The sequence below is a fragment of the Ensifer sp. EB106-03-01-XG145 genome (assembly GCF_058792075.1).
Map to the genome: position 1 here is coordinate 16,940 of NZ_JBYTEC010000032.1, position 18,985 is coordinate 35,924.

Annotated in this window: 16 protein-coding genes and 4 pseudogenes; 11 read left to right on the forward strand and 9 right to left on the reverse strand. The window is 61.0% G+C overall.

The features are described from left to right. Positions 1-35: 35 nt before the first annotated feature. Together AC3WWH_RS32230 and AC3WWH_RS32235 are read left to right on the forward strand one after the other, a co-directional pair. Complete coding sequence (locus AC3WWH_RS32230) at positions 36-1,136, forward strand: Fic family protein (RefSeq protein ID WP_058320686.1); 1,101 nt, start codon at positions 36-38, stop codon at positions 1,134-1,136. Positions 1,137-1,402: 266 nt separating this feature from the next. After that, positions 1,403-1,540 (forward strand): annotated as a pseudogene (locus tag AC3WWH_RS32235) (integrase); the annotation flags it as partial. Positions 1,541-1,546: 6 nt separating this feature from the next. Here the strand turns inward: AC3WWH_RS32235 and AC3WWH_RS32240 are convergent. The 3 genes and pseudogenes from AC3WWH_RS32240 to AC3WWH_RS32250 all read right to left on the reverse strand — a co-directional run. Continuing rightward, the gene (locus AC3WWH_RS32240) at positions 1,547-1,885 is read right to left on the reverse strand and encodes a hypothetical protein (RefSeq protein ID WP_492377528.1); all 339 of its coding nucleotides are present in this window, start codon (positions 1,883-1,885) and stop codon (positions 1,547-1,549) included. Positions 1,886-2,217: 332 nt separating this feature from the next. Beyond that, the gene (repC, locus tag AC3WWH_RS32245; protein WP_082640953.1) at positions 2,218-2,565 is read right to left on the reverse strand and encodes a replication initiation protein RepC; all 348 of its coding nucleotides are present in this window, start codon (positions 2,563-2,565) and stop codon (positions 2,218-2,220) included. A gap of 2,345 nt (positions 2,566-4,910) precedes the next feature. Beyond that, a pseudogene (locus AC3WWH_RS32250) lies at positions 4,911-5,219 on the reverse strand (recombinase family protein); the annotation flags it as partial. Between the two features lie 230 nt (positions 5,220-5,449). Between AC3WWH_RS32250 and repC (AC3WWH_RS32255) the strand changes: the two are divergent. Further along, positions 5,450-5,619, forward strand: a pseudogene (gene repC / locus AC3WWH_RS32255) (replication initiation protein RepC); the annotation flags it as partial. A 98-nt stretch (positions 5,620-5,717) separates the two neighbouring features. Here the strand turns inward: repC (AC3WWH_RS32255) and AC3WWH_RS32260 are convergent. The 5 genes and pseudogenes from AC3WWH_RS32260 to AC3WWH_RS32280 all read right to left on the reverse strand — a co-directional run bounded on the left by AC3WWH_RS32260 (position 5,718) and on the right by AC3WWH_RS32280 (position 10,192). Continuing rightward, positions 5,718-6,873 (reverse strand): annotated as a pseudogene (locus tag AC3WWH_RS32260) (ATP-binding protein). An 85-nt stretch (positions 6,874-6,958) separates the two neighbouring features. After that, positions 6,959-8,119 carry a tyrosine-type recombinase/integrase gene (locus AC3WWH_RS32265; protein WP_058323344.1) on the reverse strand — a complete coding sequence of 387 codons (1,161 nt, stop codon included), beginning with the start codon at positions 8,117-8,119 and terminating at the stop codon, positions 6,959-6,961. Then, a complete protein-coding gene (locus AC3WWH_RS32270) occupies positions 8,109-8,528 on the reverse strand; it encodes a type II toxin-antitoxin system VapC family toxin (protein ID WP_058323345.1) in 420 nt (139 codons plus the stop codon). The genes AC3WWH_RS32265 and AC3WWH_RS32270 overlap by 11 nt, the downstream gene beginning before the upstream one ends. After that, a complete protein-coding gene (locus AC3WWH_RS32275) occupies positions 8,525-8,767 on the reverse strand; it encodes a type II toxin-antitoxin system Phd/YefM family antitoxin (protein ID WP_058323346.1) in 243 nt (80 codons plus the stop codon). The genes AC3WWH_RS32270 and AC3WWH_RS32275 overlap by 4 nt, the downstream gene beginning before the upstream one ends. A gap of 312 nt (positions 8,768-9,079) precedes the next feature. After that, positions 9,080-10,192 carry a site-specific integrase gene (locus AC3WWH_RS32280; protein WP_058323347.1) on the reverse strand — a complete coding sequence of 371 codons (1,113 nt, stop codon included), beginning with the start codon at positions 10,190-10,192 and terminating at the stop codon, positions 9,080-9,082. Between the two features lie 125 nt (positions 10,193-10,317). On the opposite strand from AC3WWH_RS32280, the gene AC3WWH_RS32285 reads away from it, so the two are divergent. Next, positions 10,318-11,271: a DUF1403 family protein gene (locus tag AC3WWH_RS32285; RefSeq protein ID WP_058323348.1), complete on the forward strand. Its 954-nt coding sequence runs from the start codon at positions 10,318-10,320 to the stop codon at positions 11,269-11,271. A gap of 2 nt (positions 11,272-11,273) precedes the next feature. Then, the gene (scpB, locus tag AC3WWH_RS32290; protein WP_058323349.1) at positions 11,274-11,966 is read left to right on the forward strand and encodes an SMC-Scp complex subunit ScpB; all 693 of its coding nucleotides are present in this window, start codon (positions 11,274-11,276) and stop codon (positions 11,964-11,966) included. A 523-nt stretch (positions 11,967-12,489) separates the two neighbouring features. Here the strand turns inward: scpB and AC3WWH_RS32295 are convergent. Further along, positions 12,490-13,485, reverse strand: coding sequence for a LacI family DNA-binding transcriptional regulator (locus AC3WWH_RS32295; protein WP_058323351.1), 996 nt, complete (start codon positions 13,483-13,485; stop codon positions 12,490-12,492). Positions 13,486-13,667: 182 nt separating this feature from the next. Here AC3WWH_RS32295 and AC3WWH_RS32300 point away from each other — a divergent pair, with 182 nt between their 5' ends. From AC3WWH_RS32300 to AC3WWH_RS32325, 6 genes are all read left to right on the forward strand, one after another. Next, positions 13,668-14,618 carry a sugar ABC transporter substrate-binding protein gene (locus AC3WWH_RS32300; RefSeq protein WP_058323352.1) on the forward strand — a complete coding sequence of 317 codons (951 nt, stop codon included), beginning with the start codon at positions 13,668-13,670 and terminating at the stop codon, positions 14,616-14,618. A 126-nt stretch (positions 14,619-14,744) separates the two neighbouring features. Continuing rightward, positions 14,745-15,866 (forward strand): ABC transporter permease, encoded by a 1,122-nt coding sequence (locus AC3WWH_RS32305; protein ID WP_058323353.1) that lies wholly within the window; start codon positions 14,745-14,747, stop codon positions 15,864-15,866. Beyond that, complete coding sequence (locus AC3WWH_RS32310) at positions 15,866-16,654, forward strand: ATP-binding cassette domain-containing protein (protein ID WP_058323354.1); 789 nt, start codon at positions 15,866-15,868, stop codon at positions 16,652-16,654. Before AC3WWH_RS32305 ends, AC3WWH_RS32310 begins: the two co-directional genes overlap by 1 nt. 83 nt (positions 16,655-16,737) lie before the next feature. After that, the gene (locus AC3WWH_RS32315) at positions 16,738-17,532 is read left to right on the forward strand and encodes a TIM barrel protein (protein ID WP_058323385.1); all 795 of its coding nucleotides are present in this window, start codon (positions 16,738-16,740) and stop codon (positions 17,530-17,532) included. A 30-nt stretch (positions 17,533-17,562) separates the two neighbouring features. After that, entirely contained in the window at positions 17,563-18,582 is a 1,020-nt protein-coding gene (locus AC3WWH_RS32320; protein ID WP_058323355.1) for a Gfo/Idh/MocA family oxidoreductase, read from the forward strand. Between the two features lie 102 nt (positions 18,583-18,684). Continuing rightward, complete coding sequence (locus AC3WWH_RS32325) at positions 18,685-18,912, forward strand: MurR/RpiR family transcriptional regulator (protein ID WP_306341300.1); 228 nt, start codon at positions 18,685-18,687, stop codon at positions 18,910-18,912. Positions 18,913-18,985 lie beyond the last annotated feature (73 nt).

Below are 18,985 nucleotides of genomic sequence, written 5' to 3' on the forward strand. Positions count from 1 at the left end.
TCAAAAGTGAGTTATAGAAAGGAAATCTATAACTCATGAATTGGAGCTGGACACATCAAGGTTGGCCCGACTTCAAGTATGATGCCGCCCGGCTTGCGCCGCTCGAACGGCAGTTCCTCCTCTCGTCGGGCGAAGTCATTGGTGCAATCCGTCATGCCAGTGATGATGACCGCAGCCAGATTCGCATCGAGCTGCTTAGCGAGGAGGCGATCAAGACCTCCGCGATCGAGGGCGAAGTGCTCGATCGTTTAAGTGTGCAATCCTCGCTGCGCAGACAGTTTGGTCTCGAGGCAGACACACGACCTGTGAGGCCACAGGAGCGCGGCGTCGCAGAGATGATGGTTGACGTCTATGCAAACTGGTCCACGCGCTTGGACGATAAAACACTGTTTCGTTGGCACGGGATGTTGATGGCCGGGAACCGTCACCTCGCAACTATTGGCGCGTACCGAACACATGAGGATGCCATGCAGATCGTGTCCGGTCGCTACGATAAGACCGTTATCCATTTCGAGGCTCCCCCATCGATACGCGTACCCACGGAGATGGCGGCATATATCGAGTGGTTCAACCGATCTGCACCCGGGGCTGAAACTCCCCTCCCTGCCCTCACACGCGCCGGGATTGGTCACCTCTACTTCGAAAGCATACATCCGTTCGAGGATGGCAATGGGCGGCTGGGTCGAGCGCTGGCCGAGAAGTCACTTGCACAAAATATCGGGCAGCCCAGCCTCATTGCCCTAGCCTTCACTATCGAGCGTTACCGAAAAGCATACTACGATCAGCTTGAGCAGCATCAGCGGACACTCGATATAACGGAATGGCTTGTCTACTTTGCCGAGACCATCCTTGAGGCGCAGCAGACGACGCTAAAACGCGTCGCGTTTCATCTTGCCAAGGCGCAATATTTCGATCGCTTCCGCGACCAGTTTAACGAACGTCAAGAAGAGGTCATCGCGCGGATGTTCCGCGAGGGCCTCGCTGGCTTTCGAGGTGGTCTAAGTGCGGAAAACTATATCTCGATCACCAACACATCTCGAGCGACTGCCACCCGTGATCTGCAAGATTTGGTCGAAAAAGGAGCACTCACGAGAGCTGGTGAACGAAGGCACACGCGGTATTCTCTGAACCTCTAGCGAACAGAAGTCATAACGCTGACCGCGATCCCTAAATGGTCCGCCGTATCCGCTCCAACTCGTCTGTCCACTCCTCCCATTGGTTCCCAGTCGCTCGATCGGCATCGGCGCACGCGACAACTCCCAGCGCTCCGCCTTTCACGTCAGATCGCGCAAGTTGCCGCCGGCCAAGTTGATCTGCCCTGCCCATTTTCCAAAATGCATGCCATGGTGGCCGCTGCGTTCTCCGCCCCCGCGCAGGCCTCCAGATAGGCGCTCGGACTGACCTGACTGGGGCTGCCAACTGTGGCATTCCCCTGCCGGAAGCGATGCAGCAGTCGCTGCATAAATCGGTGACCACGGCGGCGAGTTACTACAACAACGCCGAACGAAAGAATGGACGAGCGGCCCGGCTGATCGTCTAGGCGAGACTACGCGCCGAACAATGTATCGGCTCGTCTCTCAAACGATTGCCACTCTTCTGGCTCACCTCCCGCCTCCGATCTATCGCGCAGGTCAGCGGCTACTGCGGCCCTTCCCCAGGCTTCGGCCCGCTGCATAAGCGATGCCATCTCTGCCTTCAAGTGATGCGAGCGTTGGAGGTCGGCGGCGCGCTCGGCATTTTGTCGCGGATCGTAGAACACGCCAATTTGCGCACCGGCTGCCTTTCGCTCCGCTTCCAACTCCGCCGTAAGTGTGGCCAATTCGGCCTTCACCGCAAAATAGCGTTTCATCACGACGATGAGTTCGCGGTCGTCCGTTTCCAACATCGCTCCCGAGATTCTGTTTGCATGAGGACAATGATGATCAACAACAAGGGCAGAATCGCGATGGTTCATTAGACCTCACAGTTTGGCGCAATTAAAAAGTCTGGCGTAGAAGGAGGTGGGCCACCCTAGCGTGAGTGACCGCCAGCGGAGCACGAGGAGCGCTGCCCGTTGGACCGAAGCGCTTCAGGAGGCGTGGTTGCTCCGATAAATGGTTAATGGCGTTACCGCGCAGCAAGTCCCTGGGGGCAACGTGAGTTGTGCCAGCGCGCATCAGCCATCAGCATTGGCCAAAGCGAAAACTCGCCGCGCTCGGCCCTTCGCGTCAAGTTGCGCTAATAGCCGCCGGCCGAATAGATGTGCCCCTGCCCTTTCGATAATACACGCCATGACGGCGGCTGCATTCTCCGCTCCAAGAATTCCGCAGGCCTCTCATAGGCGCTCGGACTGACCCCGAGCATCGATCGAACCACGACAGCCGCAGACAAAAGGTTGCGCCAGGTCGCGACCGCACCGTTCGGGCCGCAATCGTGGCCCACCATGGCCAGATAATCCGTGAGGTCGAATAGCTCAAAACCCTGACAGCTGTCAGGGTTTTTTGGTCCTCGCCCGCCGGCGATCGTAGCCGCCACGTGAGGATGCCCGAAGATCAGACACCGAGCTGGGCTTGGAGACCACGGCATTTCAACGCTGCCGACGCGGCGGCTATCGGTCTGCGCGCGTAGTGAGATGGAGATGAAGCAGAGGGGCCGGCGTCCTTCTAAGCCTGGGTCTCTCTACAAAACCCTGACAGCTGTCAGGGTTTTGTACTCTCAGAACGGCGCCATCGTCGCCATACGAAATATGCTGCCGGCTTACAAATTCGGCGCCGGCGTGCGCGTCATAGTTCGCCTCGATCGTCTCAACTCTTTGTGCCCTGTCACAGATCTGCACACCTGCCCAGCGGGTAGTCGGAGGCCTGAGAGACCCAATAGAGCTTCGCATTCACTCATCCGCATTGAGCGAAAATCACATCCAAAACCCTGACAGCTGTCAGGGTTTTTTGGTCCACCTGAGCCGACTATCGTAGCCGCCATGTAAGGATGCCCGAAGATTACACAGCGAGCTGCGGTCGAAGGCCAGGGCAACTCAACGCTGCCGACGCGGCGACTTTCCGTCTGCTCGCGTAATCAGATGGAGATGAAGCCAAGGGGCCGGCGCGCTTCTAAGCCGGGATTGGCTCTCTAAAAACCCTGACAGCTGTCAGGGTTTTGTCATTTCAGCGAGTATGCGCTCAGCTGAGCTCCGCTTCATCAACTATACCGATCAGTGCATCGCGCCGCCTCCGGGGCCAACCAGGCGGCTTTCAATGACTTGAAGCCACGGTGCTTGCCGATGTTCCGAATGAAGTGGACCGAGCCCCTTCGACCGGCGGTACGATAGCCATATGCCAGATGCATGGCCCGTGTATGGGGCACTCCGCGCCTAGCGCACCCGAATCCGAACCGACCCTTCGAAGCACACTGCCGGCGGCGGCGAACTCCGCCACTCGATCCTCGGGAGGCGAATTCGATACTGAATGGTGCGTGCGGGCGACACGCACACGAGACATTGTCGAGATCGTCAGCCGCTACCGGATTAGGGCTGTGAAGTCACGCTGGGGCAAGGAGCAGAAAGACGGCTGGCGTCTCAGCGGTGAGCAGATTCCTCGGTCATCCTTCCGCCGCGATTAGAATTCCAGGTTGACTAAGGCCGATCGCAGCAATGGAGTTCATATGCGGTTTCGTTGTTTACTTCTGCGATCGCTTTCGTGATTTCAGGTCTCGGGGGGAGGGCGGACGCCTGTTCGATGTACGCCCCATTGGACCTTGACGATGTCCAATACGCTGATGTCGTGGTCGTGGGGACAATTCCGACTACCGCGTCGTCCTTGATCCCCATGTACGCGAGCGCCATAAATCGTTCGTCGCCAGAAACCCTGAACTTAACAAAACAGCCAAGGAGCCGTCAGGCTTCCTTTCCGATTTCGCCGATTTCAGATCGTGGTCGATGAGGTCTTGCTGGGTCAACCAGGTCATCTGCTTTCGTTGTCATGGGACAATTCAACTTTTGGCGAACCAAAGAGCCTGCCTTCCGGGCCATTTCTTATTGCCCTGCGGGACCCATATTCTCGCATTCCTCCGCTACGCGCAGTGTCGGCAACAGTTTCGCCGAACCCCGAGCTTGGCGCTTTGACATTGTTGCAAGCACCCTGTGCAAGGCCGTTTCTGTTCTCAGTTGACAGCAAGGAGGCCCATTTGCTTCGGGAGAAATTGACACCGCTTGACCAGCGATAGCTTCATTGCCTGCGCCAATGGACAAATGCGACGACTACTATCGTCCCCATGCTTGCTCGGGTACCCTAAAGCGACCGCCTCCGCCTCCTATGCGCGGTACCGAAGTAACGAGCGGACTATGCGGTGTCACCGGGGACCGCTCTGCCAACCACAATCTATCGTTAAAGAACATTGCAGCGGTCTGGGTGGAGATAACATAACGCACTCCAACCGAATGGCGACGCGTCACCAGAACCGCCAGCTCAGCGTCCAGACAAATGTGCCGAAGTTCTGCATTTGCCGTTCCGAGAGCCGTTGGCTAACGCCGCGACGCGATCAAGCGCCAATGCGTAGGCTGATCGACCGCAACTATGTCGGCCGCTAGCGGTAGGATCGCCATATGGCCCGAATAGCAAGCGCATGTACGCTCGCGTAGACGGGGGCAATCGACATGCACCGAACGGCAACGCTAAGGCACGCGATCCGAGAAGGCAACGACGCCTGGACCACCGCCGCAAAGCGTACCGAGTCGAATAGGCCCACGATCGGGTGGCGGATAAAGCGGTGCTTGACGCAGATTTACCTTGTCAGTCTTCGAGGATCATCGGATCTCAATTAGCTGTTTTCCTGCGATGCGACATGGGCCAAGATCGGCGGACTCTGCCAGGTTCAGGGAGTTTTTCGCCTTATCCCAGAAAAAGACCGCGTGATCGGTCGCCTGATGAACCGGGCCCTCAGCGGCGGATAAGGCCGAAGCGGTGGGCTTCGTCCAGCAAGTCTCGAACGGAGGAGGGCTGCCACTTCTTGCCGCCGCGCACAGGCCGTTCGCCCATCTGGTCCAGTTGCGCGGCAATGTCGCGAAGCGACAGGTCGGGATCGGCAATGGCGATCGCCGCCACCAGCTTCATCAGATGGTCCTCGGGGGCGCGGCGAGGGGACCGGGCCAGGAGTTTTTTCTCCGCGAGCTTTTCGCGGACCATCTGATGAACGGCGCGACGAAGGCGCTCAACGGTCCAGTCGTGACCGTGGCGATTGCGTAGCCGATCAGCCGCTTGGGAGGTTGTTGGACGTTTACTGTTTGTCGCTTCGCCATAGCACTTTTGAACGGCCCGCTCGAACGTGATCTGTACAGATACGAAATGCATGAGAAATTAACCGGTTGCAAGCGTGTTTTATAGTGTGAATGGAAGCCCGCCAGACTCCAAGTGTGGATGCGGATGACTGACGGACCGCAGGCTGTAACGAAACCGCACCAGCGGGCTTCTGTGGCGGAAATGTAGCTCCCATCATCGCCTCAACTCTCGAGCGGCAGGACACATCAACTCGGCCGGCGGCTATTCGCGCGATTGGACGCGAAAGGCCGAGCGTGGGGAGTTTTCACTCGGACCAATGCTGCCGGCGCTGATGCGTGCAAATGCAGGCTCAGGGCGCGAGGCTTCGTAGCGACAGTGTGCAGTGCGGGTATCCGAGGCAGGCGATCTTGTGAATGCGACTGAGCTGACGGAGCTCAGCGCTCCTCCAATGGGTCGATTTATAGGCGATCAGGCGAGACCTCGTAGGAGCTTTCCAGCGGACGGAAGTGGCATTGCTTCGACCTGTTCGCTCAAAGGGTACGTTTCCGAGCCGGGATAGATGACCAGTCGTCTTTCGGGATCTATCGCCTCACAAGCGAGGTAAAACCCTTTCTCGAGTTTTGGAGAGAGGCTGCGTTTGATTTCGATGGCCCAGGGGCGCCCACCGGGCGGGGTGATGAGGAGATCTATCTCGGCACCCGCTGCTGTTCGATAAAAGTTCAATTGGGTGCCGTAAGGCACGGCTCCGGAGAGAGTTTCAATGACAGCTCGCCCCCGCGACAGGATGTCCGAGGACTTGTTCTTGGTTCGTCAATCCCAGAAGGGTGTGAGCTATGCCACTGTCGCGAACATATACGCGGGGCGATTTTACCAGGCGCTTGCCCACATTGGAGTGCCAAGGTTCGAGCCTCCGAACCAACAGGAGATCGACAAGTAGATCGAGGTAGCTCGCAACGGTCTTGCCATCAACCCCCAGTGCACGAGCAAATTCAGCGGCGTTTAGGAGACCCGATTGATGATGTGCCAGCATCGTCCAGAACCGCCTGAGGGTTTCGGCCGGGATTCGAGGGCCGAACTGGGGGATGTCGCGCTCCAGGTATGTTCGTATGAAGTCCTGCCTCCAACGAGAGCTGGCCCGATCGTTGACGGCGAGAAAGCTGTCCGGGAAGCCTCCTCGGACCCAGAGAGGGTTGATATCCTTATCCGCTACCTCGAGGCCATCGATTGGGTGCATCTCAAGATAAGTGATCCGACCGGCAAGAGTTTCGCCGGACTGCTTCAGCAGGTCTATAGACGCCGAACCCAGCAGGAGAAACTGCCCCGATCGTTTGCCTGATCTTCGGCCGCGATCGATCAAGCCACGCAAGTTCTGAAAAAGGTTGGGCAGCCGATGAACCTCGTCAAGGATGACAAGCTTGTCTCTATGTTGCTCAAGGTAGAGCTCTGGTTCGCTCAGTTTGGTGCGATCGGCATCGGATTCAAGATCAAGATAGACCGATGGCCGCTGCTCGGCGATTGCGAGCGCTAACGTCGTTTTTCCAACCTGGCGCGGTCCAATGAGCGCGACGGCGGGGTTCGTATCGATGAGTTCTGTTAACGTGGTGGCTATTTGGCGCTCGAGCATCCTTGCATTTATGGAGTGTGATTCCAGAAATGCAAGGTAGAGATTGATTTCCGGGTCCGCTGGCGGGTTTCCGGGCGGGGCGACTTTAGACAAATACGCGCGCTGCTCGCCCCTGTTTTCGCTCCGCGTTGTTGTAATAGCGCGCCGCCTGCGTCACCGATTTGTGCAATGACTGCTGCATGGCTTCAGGCAGTGGTATGCCGCGATTGGCCGCCTCGGTCAGGTAGCCTGATCGCAGTCCGTGCGCCGAAAACAGTGTCGGGTCGAGCCCGGCCTGCCTGCAACGGCCTTTCAGGACCAGGTTGACCGACTGCGGTGTGAGGGCGCGCCGATCGATGTTCCCCCATTGGTCAATACCGCGAAAAACGGCGCCGTCTTTGATGTCAGCTTCCTCGAGCCAGCGTTTCAACGCCAGCACCGGCCGGCCGATCAGCAGAACATGTTCGTCGTCATCGCTGGTGGTCGTCTTCGTCCGGCCCAGACGGATGGCGAGGCAGGGAAGGGGAGGGGAGTCCGGGATCGATGAATCCGCCTGGACGGGGTCCTCGTCGGTGATGTCCTCAACACGCAGCGCCGCCACTTCCGACCGGCGGCGGCCGCCGGAGGCGAACGCGGTCAGAAGTAGTGCCCGATCGCGAAGATCGACCAGGCGTTCACCCGCGCAGGCGTCCAGCAGCTTCGCCAGGATGTCGCGGGTGACCACTTGTCTGCTCTTGCGTTGCCGCGGCCGCGCGCTGGCGCGGACCGCAAGTCGCAGCGCGGATTTGAGCGAGGGACCGTCGAAGGCGCCTGTCAGGCCGCGCCAACGCGTCAGGATCGACCAGCTGGTCAATCGGCGCCGCACGGTCGCGGGGGCATGCGGCCCGTTGGCGCGCAGCAGCCGCTGCGAGCGCAGGCCAGCGTCGACCTCCACCGGCATGCCATGGCTTGGATCTTCCACGCGCTTTTCCGGATCCCACAGATGGTGGGCAACAAATTTCAGCAACAGGCTTTCCGGTGCTGGCCAGGGGAGGAGGCTGCCCGTAGCGAGCTGGCACCAGGTCTCCAGATAACCGAGGTCGGACGCAAGCGCTCGCAGCGTGTTGTCGCCCATGCCCTCACTGGCGAGATGCTTGAGGGTGGCGACGTCGTCGTCGGTCAGCAGGGCGGCGAGCTGATCGCGACGGTCGAACGGCAGGATGGCGTCCAGGGCGTCGAGTTCTTCGGCGCGCCGCTCTATTTCCGACGCTGTAGGGTCAATGCTCATTCTCGAACGGCCCCAGCACCTGAATCCTCTCGGCGCGCGCCGCGCCGGCGAGCTTGCGGTCGAGGGTCGCGAGCGGCAGGGACTGGCGGACCGCAACGTCGAGATAGGCGGCGTCGTAGGCGCTCAGGCCGTGCGCGCTGGCGAGCTCGAGCACGGAGCCATCCTGACCGGCGCCGGTGTCGTCGAGCGGCAGCCGGCGCAGCCGGGCCATCGCGTTGAGCGCCTGGCCGGCGGCGATCCGCTGTCGCCGCTCGGCGCTGATCAAAATGCTGCGTGTCTCGTGCCAGAACAGGTTGGGCACCGGGCAAGGGCTGGAGATGCCGGCGATCAGCCGCTCGGCCGCCTCGCTGTATTCCTCCGGCAACAGCCAGGCGGCGGCGATCGACGCGTCGAGGACAAAGATGGTCAAAACCGCTGTCCCTCGCGCTTCCAATCGAGGATTTCGTCGTTGGTGACCGGTTTTGCCCGCATCCTGGCCGCGCGCACCTCGGCGATTAGCGCTGCGAGCTCGTTGTCCTTGTTGACCCGCGAGAGACGGGCAACCGGATCGTTGCCGCGGGATATGATGACCTCCTCGCCGGCTTCGACGCGCGCCAGCAGCTCAGAGAGATGGGCTTTGGCCTCGGCGACCTTGACGGTGACGCTCATGGGGAAACTCCGTTGAAACTGTGTGGTCGCGCAGATTGTGGACGATCGCGATTTTGCCGTTCTGCGCCACGATAGAGCGCGTTCGCCGGTTGGTCAACCGGTAGACCACATCACTATCGATACTTGAAACCTATCGATAGTGAGAAGGCGCGGAAAATGGCGTCTGGATGACGGAAACAAAGACCACGTTATTTTCTGTTTGCGAAATTTGATGTGGCTTTTACTTAGCGATTTCAATTGAAGCGCTAAGCTGAAATCTCACGCCCTCGATTTTTACCTAACGGCTTCACACGTCAAGCGGGGGAGGGCTTCTCAAAGCCCGGATGCCTTGGTCAGATTGACCCGGAAACGGTCGCGCCGGCGCTGATATTTACGGGTCATTTCCGCGCTCGCATGGCCGAGCTGCTTTTGCACATGACGCTCATCGACCTCGGCCGAAGAGGCCAGGCCGGCGCGCAGCGAATGACCGGAGAATCTGGCCGCCCGCTCGTCTTCACCGAGGTCGCCATGCAGGCCAGCGGCAAGGGCCGCGGATTTGACGAGGCGGGCGACCGCCTTGTCATTGAGACGGTCCGGTCCAACATCTTTGCCGCGTCCGGTAACACGGCGGAAGAGGGGCCCCTTGGCGAGCTTGGCGAACCTGATCCAGGTCTCGACGGCGACGAGCGGGCAGGTGGTGTCGGCGGAGCCGCGGCCGATCTCGACCTCGCGCCAGCCGGTCTTGCCGCGCAAGGTCAGCAGCAGCCCCTTGTCGAGGATCTCGATCCAGCCGCGCCCGTCCTCGGTCTGATCGCGTCCGAGGTCGAGACCGGTAATCTCGGAGCGGCGCAGGCCACCGGCAAAGCCGATGAGCAGGATCGCGCGGTCGCGCAGGCCCCGAAGCGTGCCGCGTTCCAGGGTCTCGAGCATGGCGATGAGGTCTTCCGGCAGGATCGCCTCCTTCTGCCGGGGCGGGGCGGCATGGCGATTGCGGATCCCGGCCATGACGGTGGCGATGGCGCGGTCCTTGCGGTCGAGCGGTTGGCCCCGTTGGGTGCAATTCCAGGCGATCGCCGAGAGGCGGCGCTCGATCGTGGAGACGGAATTGGCCTTCACGCTGCGCTCGGTGGTTCCGGAGGCGCAAGCGGTGATGTAGAGCCCGACGACGTGCGGATCCGGGGGGAGGGGAGCGAGGTTCTGGCGCCGGCACCAGGCGGAAAAATGCTTCCAGTCGGAGGCATAGGCCTTGCGGGTGTTGGCGGAACTCGCGGCCTCGACATAGCCGCGGGCGCGATCGGCAAGGTCTTCGAGATGGGCGGGAAGAGGGGAGGGGCTCTCCACCGCCGACACCAACGCCGGATCATCACCAGAATGGGCCGTGCTGTCAGACGGAGCAGAGGTCTCTTTTGCGTGATTTTTACGGTTTTGCGCGACGATTTGGGCCATTCCTTCTATAAAGCGCAAAATGTCCGATAAGGCAAGATTATCGGACATCATCTGCAATCGACAAGCTGTGCGGTTTGTGTCGAATTTGATGGCTATAAGTGCACGCGGAGCATAAGCTCGGCAACATGGATTCGCGCCAGCTCCAGTCGTCATCGCCGTCCCTTCCGTCCGCTCAGTTGCCGCCCTGGGCGCTGCCTCGCGGCCGTGAGCCTACCGAGCCAGACGCGGCCTTCGCAGCTGGCATCGCCCTGAAATCGCTCGACGATCTCGTCAAAGCCGAACCGCAGTGGGCCGGCTGCTGGCGCGCCCGCCAGGCGCTGAAATGTGCCGCCGTGGCGGTGCGGCTGATGGGGCGCACCGAGGACGAACCCGCGTTGCGTGATGCGCTTATGCTCACTGCCGCTGGCGACGATCCGGGACCGGCCGGAAAGGTGTTTCTGGCCTACAAAAGGCTTGTCAGCCGAAAACCCGGCTTCTCCTCGAAAAGTGTCGCCGAACTGGCTGACCTACTGGAGCTTGCCTGGGACGACTGTCTGGCGACCGCCGTCGATCATGCCGACACTGCCTTGCAGTCCGGACGCGCCGCGCCCTTTGCCGCGGCGGACCTGGTGAGCGCCATCCACGCTGCCCGCCCGGATGCCGAGCCGCTCGCCTGGGCACTCGCCGATGTGCTGGTCGCCTCCATGCTGAACTGGCCGGTCCCCGTGCCGCTGCTGATGGGCGAGCGCTATGGCCCCGCCTTCCGCACGCTTGGAGGCAGAGGGCGGGTGCGGCCGGGCGAGACCGCCTTCCCCCGTGCCGTGTGCCTCGCCCTGGTCGAAGGTGCTAGCGCTGCGCTACGTTCGGCCGGCGAGATTGCCCGGCGCGCGGACCTGCTTGTCGCGACCGCGTCGAAGGTGCGCACCAAGGGCGCCGAACCGGTCATCCGCAAATTGCTCGATGAAGATGCCGTGTCGGTCGCGGCGCCCGGGACGGATCTGTCCCGCTGGGCGAGCAAGCGCCTGTTTGAACGGCTGGAGGCCGCCGGCGCGGTGCGCGAACTGTCGGGGCGGCTGTCCTTCCGGGTATATGGGTTGTGACGATGACCGGAGCGGCGGCAAGGAGGGGACCACGGAGCGCGAAGACGAACGGCGCAAGTGAACAGTTGTTTGACCGGGAATTGGAGGATCTGCCGGCGGAGCTTCGCTGGCGCGAATGGATGCTGCGCGTCGAGGCGGTGATCTTCGCCTCCGCCGAGCCTGTCACCCGTGAGACCTTGGCGCGTGTGGTAGGCAAGGACTGCAGCATCGACCTGCTGATCGACGATCTGCGCGAGGAACTGCGCGCACGTCCCTATGACATCGTTACTGTGGCCGGCGGCTGGCAACATCGAAGCCGTTCGGCTTACGCGCCGGCGATCCGGGCATCGCAGGCGCCGACCCGCTCAGGGGGAGCACGCCTCTTAGAGCACGAGGCGGCCGTGCTGATGGCCATTGCCTATCTGCAACCGGTGACGCGCGGGGAGTTGTCGAAAATCTTCGGTAAGGAGGTCAGTCGTGACACGATTGCAAGCCTGCGCGATGCCGGGTTCCTCGTCTCCGGACCACGGAGCCCAACGCCTGGCGCGCCGTATACCTACGTGACGACGAAGCACTTTCTCTCCGTGTTTGGCATGGAGACGCTACGCGAGCTGCCCGACCTCGAGCGGTTGGAAGACGCGGGGCTGCTCAGCCGGCAGGCGCTGGAGGGGGGCGCGGCCGCAGAGCCTGAGAGCCAAGCGTCGGAGGGAGACTGAGTTTCTAGCACTGGCAACAGGTTCGGTTGCGGATTGGAGACGCTTGACCTTGCCAGCGTTGGAAGCTGCAAGGTGTTGCGAGGAAGTTGGCGATGACTGGTTTCTCCCAAAACGACCTTCAAGACGATATCCTTGCGGCGTTTCAACGAGCCTTCTGTCAGGGCCGACTGGATGTTGCCGAGCATCTCCTGCGGGCACTCGAAACCGCGTGCGACACGCATTACGCAGACGACAGTGCTCTCGACGACGCCTACAGGGCGATGGCAGGCCTTCGCACGCGTTCTTGATGGCACACATCTTGTCAGCCGGTGGGTGTTCTGTGTGGCCGCAGGCCCGCGCTGCTGCGCTGTCACCATCACAATGACGAGGAAGGGGTCGGTTCCGGTAGGGGGCTTACCGCAAGGCGGACGCCGGTGGGCAGATCAATATTTCCGACATGAGTGCTTTCTCCGCAGAGTATAGGAAATTCGGACGAGGGAGCTCGGTTTCCTTGAGAGAGGCGGGCCTCGCCAATGCAGGCGCGTCAGGTGGAGTTGCGGACCACGAGGGTGCCCGGCAGCGTCACTGTTTCCGGCTCCAGCCGTCCCGCAATCATCCCCACGATGGCCTGGACCATCTCCTGCCGTGGCTGCTCATAGGTGGTAAGGCTGTAGGCAGGCGATCCGCAGAATTCGTAGTTGTCGAAGCCGACGACGGCGATGTCCTCGGGGACGCGCATGCCAAATCGTCCGCGGATCTCATCCATCGCGCCGAGCGCCAGGATGTCGTTTTCGCACATCAGAACGTCGATTCTGTCGGCAGGAGCAGTCTGATTGAGATAGCTACGGATCGCTACGGCTCCTGCGTCGGCACTGTATTTTTCAGCCGAAAGAACCGCGATGTCGTCCACCCCCTTCTCTTTCCAGAAGTCGGCGAAGTGATGCCGTCGCCTCAGAGCGGTCGACAAGGCGGTCGCGCCCGTCATGAAGCCGGGGCGGCGATATCCTCTTTCGTGCAGATGACCGACGATCTCCCTTAGCGCCAGTTCGGCATCACACACGACAGCCGGTACTCCCTCGATCTGGCTGTCTCTCGCGAGCACAAACATAGGCGGCGTCCCCCGGCCCAGTTGCAGATCGGTGAGCGTCTCACTCCGAAACGCCGTGCCGAAGAGGATGACGGCATCGACCTGCCGCTGGTCTGCGTGAAGCAACGCGTGCACGTGGTCGAAGTGGGTGTTGATATTGATCAGTACGGCGACCAGCCCCTCGGCTTGCAGTCTCTCGGTCAATGTCTCGAGGAATGGCAACTTCTGAGGGTTGGAAAAGTCATCGACGAAGACGGCCACCTGATTGGTGGAATTCGTCGCAAGGCTTCGGGCAAGCAAGTTTGGCGTGTAGTTGAGCGCTGCGGCTGCTTCGAGGACCTTGCGCTTGCTTTCCTCGGCGATCGACGCGCCCGGAGTGAATGCCCGTATGACAGTCCACTTTGAAACGCCCGCGGCATCTGCCACTTCTTTCGCTGTCGCCCGTTTGCGCATGGAGCCTCCCTATGAAATGGAATATGCATTCCATTTCCAATTCAGATGAAATGAATGCTTGCTTTTAATTCATTCCAGCGTAATATGCACCCGTTTGCACCCGGTAGCAAACAAAAATGCACCCGGTAGCAATCGTTTTTGTCGCCATCCTGTGGAGGGTGTGGCGACTGGAGGAGGAACAAATGAAATCCATTATGAAGAAGCTCGCATTCGGCGCGGTCGTGCTCGGCGTCGCCACCACGGCCGCCATCAGCGCGAAGGCTCAGGCGCCCACCATCATCGCGGTGACCCACGGGCAGGCGTCCGACCCGTTCTGGTCGATCGTGAAGAACGGCATCATGCAGGCCGGTAAGGATAGCAACGTCCAGGTCGACTACCGCGCGCCGGAGACCTTCGACATGGTGGCGATGGCGCAGCTCATCGAAGCTGCCGTGAACCAGAACCCTGCCGGGATCGTTATTTCGAACCCGGATCCGGACGCGCTCGGTCCGGCGATCGAGAAGGCGGTTGCCGCGGGCATCCCGGTGATCTCGATGAACTCCGGAATTTCTGCAGCCGAAAAGCTCGGCATCAAATTGCATGTCGGCCAGGACGAGCTTCCGGCCGGCATCAAGGTTGGTGCCAAGCTCAAGTCGCTCGGCCTCAAGCACGTGCTCTGCGTCAACCAGGAAGTCGGCAATGCCGCACTTGATCAGCGTTGCGCCGGCACGGAGCAGGGGTTTGAAAGTGGCAAGGTGACGATCCTGCCGACGACGGCAGACCCGGCCGAGATCGAGGCCAAGATCCAGGCGGCACTCACCTCCGACCCGTCGGTCGATGTGGTGCTCGGGCTATCCGCCCCGCTGGTCGGCGAGCGCGCCGTCGCCGTCGTCGAGAAGATGGGGGTTGGCGACAAGGTGAAGGTTGCCTCCTATGACCTCTCGGCAGGCTTCCTGCAGTCCGTTGCTGACGGCAAGGCGCTGTTTGCGGTTGATCAACAACCCTACCTGCAGGGCTATCTGCCGGTGACGTTCCTGGCGCTCAATGCGCGCTACGGCACCATTCCTGCCGGCAACGTGGCATCCGGCCCGAGCTTCGTCGAGAAGGACGCGGCCGCATCCGTTATCGAAAAATCCTCCCAGGGCATCCGCTAGGCGGAGCTCGGCGGTCCCCGTGCAAACGGGGCCGCCCTTGTCGCCGCGCATTCGACCGACGCTGGACTTTTGTTCGCACGCAGTCGTCGCACGCACGGGCAATGACCGAGATTTAAGGAACGAACCATGACCCTCGCCAACGAACAAAATGGGTCTGCCGTCAGATCCGACGAGCGGCTTAAGAAGGTATCGACATTAACTGGAATTCTGCGGCGTCCCGAACTTGGCGCCGTCGCCGGTCTGGTGCTCGTAACCGTCTTCTTCCTGCTGACCGCCAACCCAGCCATGTTTACGCTGGCGGGTGTCGTAAACTTCATGGCGCCCGCCGCTCAACTCGGCATTCTTGCCGTCGGTGCGGCGCTTCTAATGATCGGCGGCGAGTTCGATCTGTCGATCGGATCGATGGTGGCTTTTGCCGGCCTCGTTTTCGGAACGGCGCTTGTCGTCTGGCAGGTACCGCTTAGCGTGGCGATCCTTGTCGCGATCGCCTTCGCAGTCTTCATCGGAGTGATGAACGCGCAACTCACGATGCGCACTGGTCTCCCCTCGTTCATCGTTACGCTCGCTTTTCTTTTCATCCTGCGCGGTCTGACACTCGTTGGCCTGAAATGGGCAAGCGGCGGCGCAACGCAGCTTCGCGGCATGAAGGAAGCAGTGGTCGACAGCCCGCTCGCGCCGCTCTTCTCCGGCGATGCCTTTCCCGGCCTGTTCGCCTGGCTTGCTGAGGCCGGCATCATCGACACTTTCCCGAATGGCACGCCCAAGGTTCCGGGCATCCCGGTCGAGATCCTGTGGTTTGTCGCGATCGCACTTCTTGCCACCTGGGTTCTACTGCGCACGCGCTTCGGCAACTGGATCTTTGCGTCCGGTGGCGATCCGCGCGCCGCGCGCAAATCTGGCGTACCGGTTGCCCGCGTCAAGACGACGCTTTTCGTCGTCACCGCCCTTTGTGCCACGCTGGTCGCCATCCTGACCGTGCTCGATGCCGGCTCGACGGACGCCCGTCGCGGCTTCCAAAAGGAGTTCGAAGCGATCATCGCCGCGGTCATCGGCGGCTGCCTACTGACAGGCGGTTATGGCTCGGCCATCGGCGCGTTCTTCGGATCGATCGTCTTTGGCATGGTGCTGATTGGCCTCACCTACACGTCGATCGACCAGGATTGGTATCTCGTTTTTCTCGGCGGCATGTTGCTGACCGCCGTCGTCTTCAACAACGTCATTCGCAAACGCGTCACGGGAGAACGCTGATGAGCACATCTCAGACGCCCCTCGTCGAGGTGAGAAACCTCGTCAAGCATTTCGGCTCGGTTATCGCCCTCAATGGCGTGTCCATGAATGTGTACCCGAACGAAGTACTCTGCCTGCTCGGCGACAACGGCGCCGGAAAATCGACCCTGATCAACACGCTTGCCGGCGTGCACAAGCCGACTTCGGGCGACTTCCTGGTCGATGGTCAGCCGCGATTGTTTTCCGGGCCTCGCGATGCCCTTGATGCCGGCATTGCCACGGTCTATCAGGACCTTGCGATGATCCCGCTGATGTCGGTCACACGCAACTTCTTCATGGGGCGGGAGCCACTGGTCGGTTTCGGCCCCTTCAAACGCATGAACATGGACGAGGCCGACAACGTCACCCGCGACGAGATGCACAAGATCGGCATCGACGTGCGTGATCCGCAGCAGGCGGTTGGCACGCTTTCGGGCGGCGAGCGGCAATGCGTGGCGATCGCCCGCGCGGTGTACTTCGGCGCCAAGGTGCTGATCCTCGACGAACCGACATCGGCGCTCGGCGTCGCCCAGACCTCGATGGTGCTGAAGTACATCAACCAAGTCCGCGCCAAGGGCCTCGGCGTGATCTTCATCACGCACAATGTCCGCCACGCCTATGCGGTCGGCAACCGCTTCACGGTGCTCAATCGCGGCAAGACGCTCGGCACCTACACGAAGGACGTCATCGGAATTGACGAGCTCCAGAACCTGATGGCCGGGGGCAAGGAGTTGCAATCACTGTCCGAAGAGCTCGGCGGAACGATCTGATCGAATTCACATCCCAGTCTGTCGGTGCGGCGCTTTTCGCGCCGCTCCACCCATCGTCATGTCCACAAAATATGGAATCCACCGTGAGTGCATCCAAGACTTCTCCCTTCCCACTTGCCGCCTGTGCAGAGATGCTCTGGCGCGACAAACCGATCGAATGGCGTGCTTCGCGCCTCAAGGAAATGGGTTTCGGCGTCGGCCTCTGGAACTGGCCGGAACATGATCTCGATAGACTGGAAGCGACCGGCGCCACCTTCACGATCATGAACGGCTACCTTGCCGGCCGCCTGACGGACGACGAGGGTGCAGCAGAACTCCTGAGGACAGCGCGCGAGACCGCTCAGATTGGAAAGCGGCTTGGCGTCCAAAGGCTCAATCTTCACGGTACGGGCCTTGGAGACAGAGGCCTGCCCGTTCAGCCGATCGAAGTCGTTACGGGTGCCATGTGGCTGAAGGCGCGCGACACGCTTTGCCGTGTGGTGGATATGGCCGAGGAGGAAGGCGTCACCTTTACGCTCGAAAACCTCAATCTCCCGGTCGACCATCCTGGCGTACCTTTCGGCCGCGCTGAGGACACCCTGGCGCTGGTCTCCAGCGTCAATCACCCGCGTCTGCGTCTCAACCTCGACCTCTATCATGCCCAGATTGGCGAGGGGAACCTGATCGAACTCTGCCGCAAATGCTTGCCCTTTATCGGTGAGATTCAGGTGGCCGATGTGCCCGGCCGCTTTGAGCCCGGTACCGGCGAGGTTAACTGGAACCGCATCGCAAAGGCCCTGACTGCCATGGGTTATTCCGGCCCGATCGGGATGGAAGCCTGGGCTGCCGGCGATCCCGAAGTGGCGCTCGAGGCCTTCCGCACAGCATTCACCCTCTGACAACTTTTAAACTCCGACAGGATCAATCCCATGCCCAAGAACAAGCCCGTCAATGTCGGCCTTATCGGCGCCGGACGCATCGGTTCCTTCCACGGTGAGACCGTCGCACGCCGCCTTGTCGACGCCGAACTCGTCGCTATTGCAGATCCCGCGCCAGGGGCTGCCGCCGCTCTCGCCGGCAAGCTCGACGTGGAGAGCTCATACACCGACGTTGCTGACCTGCTTGCCCGTCCGGATCTCGATGCCGTCATCATCGCGACGCCGGCGCGGTTTCACACGAACGTCCTCATACAGGCGGCCGAGGCCGGCAAGGCGATCTTTTGCGAAAAGCCGATGGCGCTGACCCTTGAGGACGCCGATAGGGCGATTGCTGCTGCGCGCGCAGCCGGCATGCCCCTCCAGGTGGGCTTCAATCGGCGCTGGGATCGGGCTTTTGCGGAAGGACGCGCCGCGATCGATGCCGGCAAGGTCGGTGCGCCGCAGCTTCTGCGGTCGCTGACCCGCGATCCCGGTCCCTTCGGCGCCGATCCCGCCAAGATCCCGCACTGGACGATCTTCTACGAAACGCTGATCCACGATTTCGATACGCTTCTTTGGCTGAACCCAAATGCAAAGCCAATCGAGGTCATGGCCGTTGCTGACGCACTCGTCCGGCCGGATTTCCGTGAGAAAGGCTTCCATGACACGGCGGTCGTCACCATCCGGTTCGACAACGGCTCCATTGCTGTCGCCGAGGCGAACTTCTGCGCAATGTATGGCTATGACATCCGCGGCGAGGTCTTCGGCTCCGGTGGCATGGTGACGATGGGGGATGTGCGCCGCTCAAGCATGACGCTGTTCGACAAGGACGGCACCTCCAACGATACCTGGCGCCGCGACACCGAGCATTTCGTTCACGGCTACACGGCGCAGCTTGCCTCCTTCGTGAGAGCCGTTCGTCGCGGCGAAATGACTGAAGGGCCGGGCGGTGCTGATGCGCGCAATGCGCTTTCGATCGCCCTTGCCTGCATTGAGTCCGTCTCGAAGAAGGCACCCGTGTCTTTGCGATAGCGGCTCGACCGGGTTGGTGAAACATCGGCGAGCGATGGAGAAGCGGTAATGAAGGCAAGCGAGGCAACACGGCGTCCCTGTGATGTGACGGAGCTTAGGGGCATGGTTGCGTCCAGAACCCTCAGGCTTCCGAAACAGCTGGAGCAGGTTGCCCGAAAGGCGCTGGCAAGGCCGGATCTCGTAGCCTTTGGCAGCGCCCGCTCAGTGGCGACCGCTTGCTCCGTTTCACCAACCACGGTCACACGGCTCGCGACTGTCCTCGGCTTTGAAAGCTTCCGGGATCTAAAGGCGTTTTTCCAGCAGCATCTAAGGAGCGTACGTCACTCCTAGCAGGCTGTTGAAAAAAGGATCTGGCCTGACGGCTTTAGCCGTGATTCATTGGCTTCGTGAGTTTCGGGGTTGA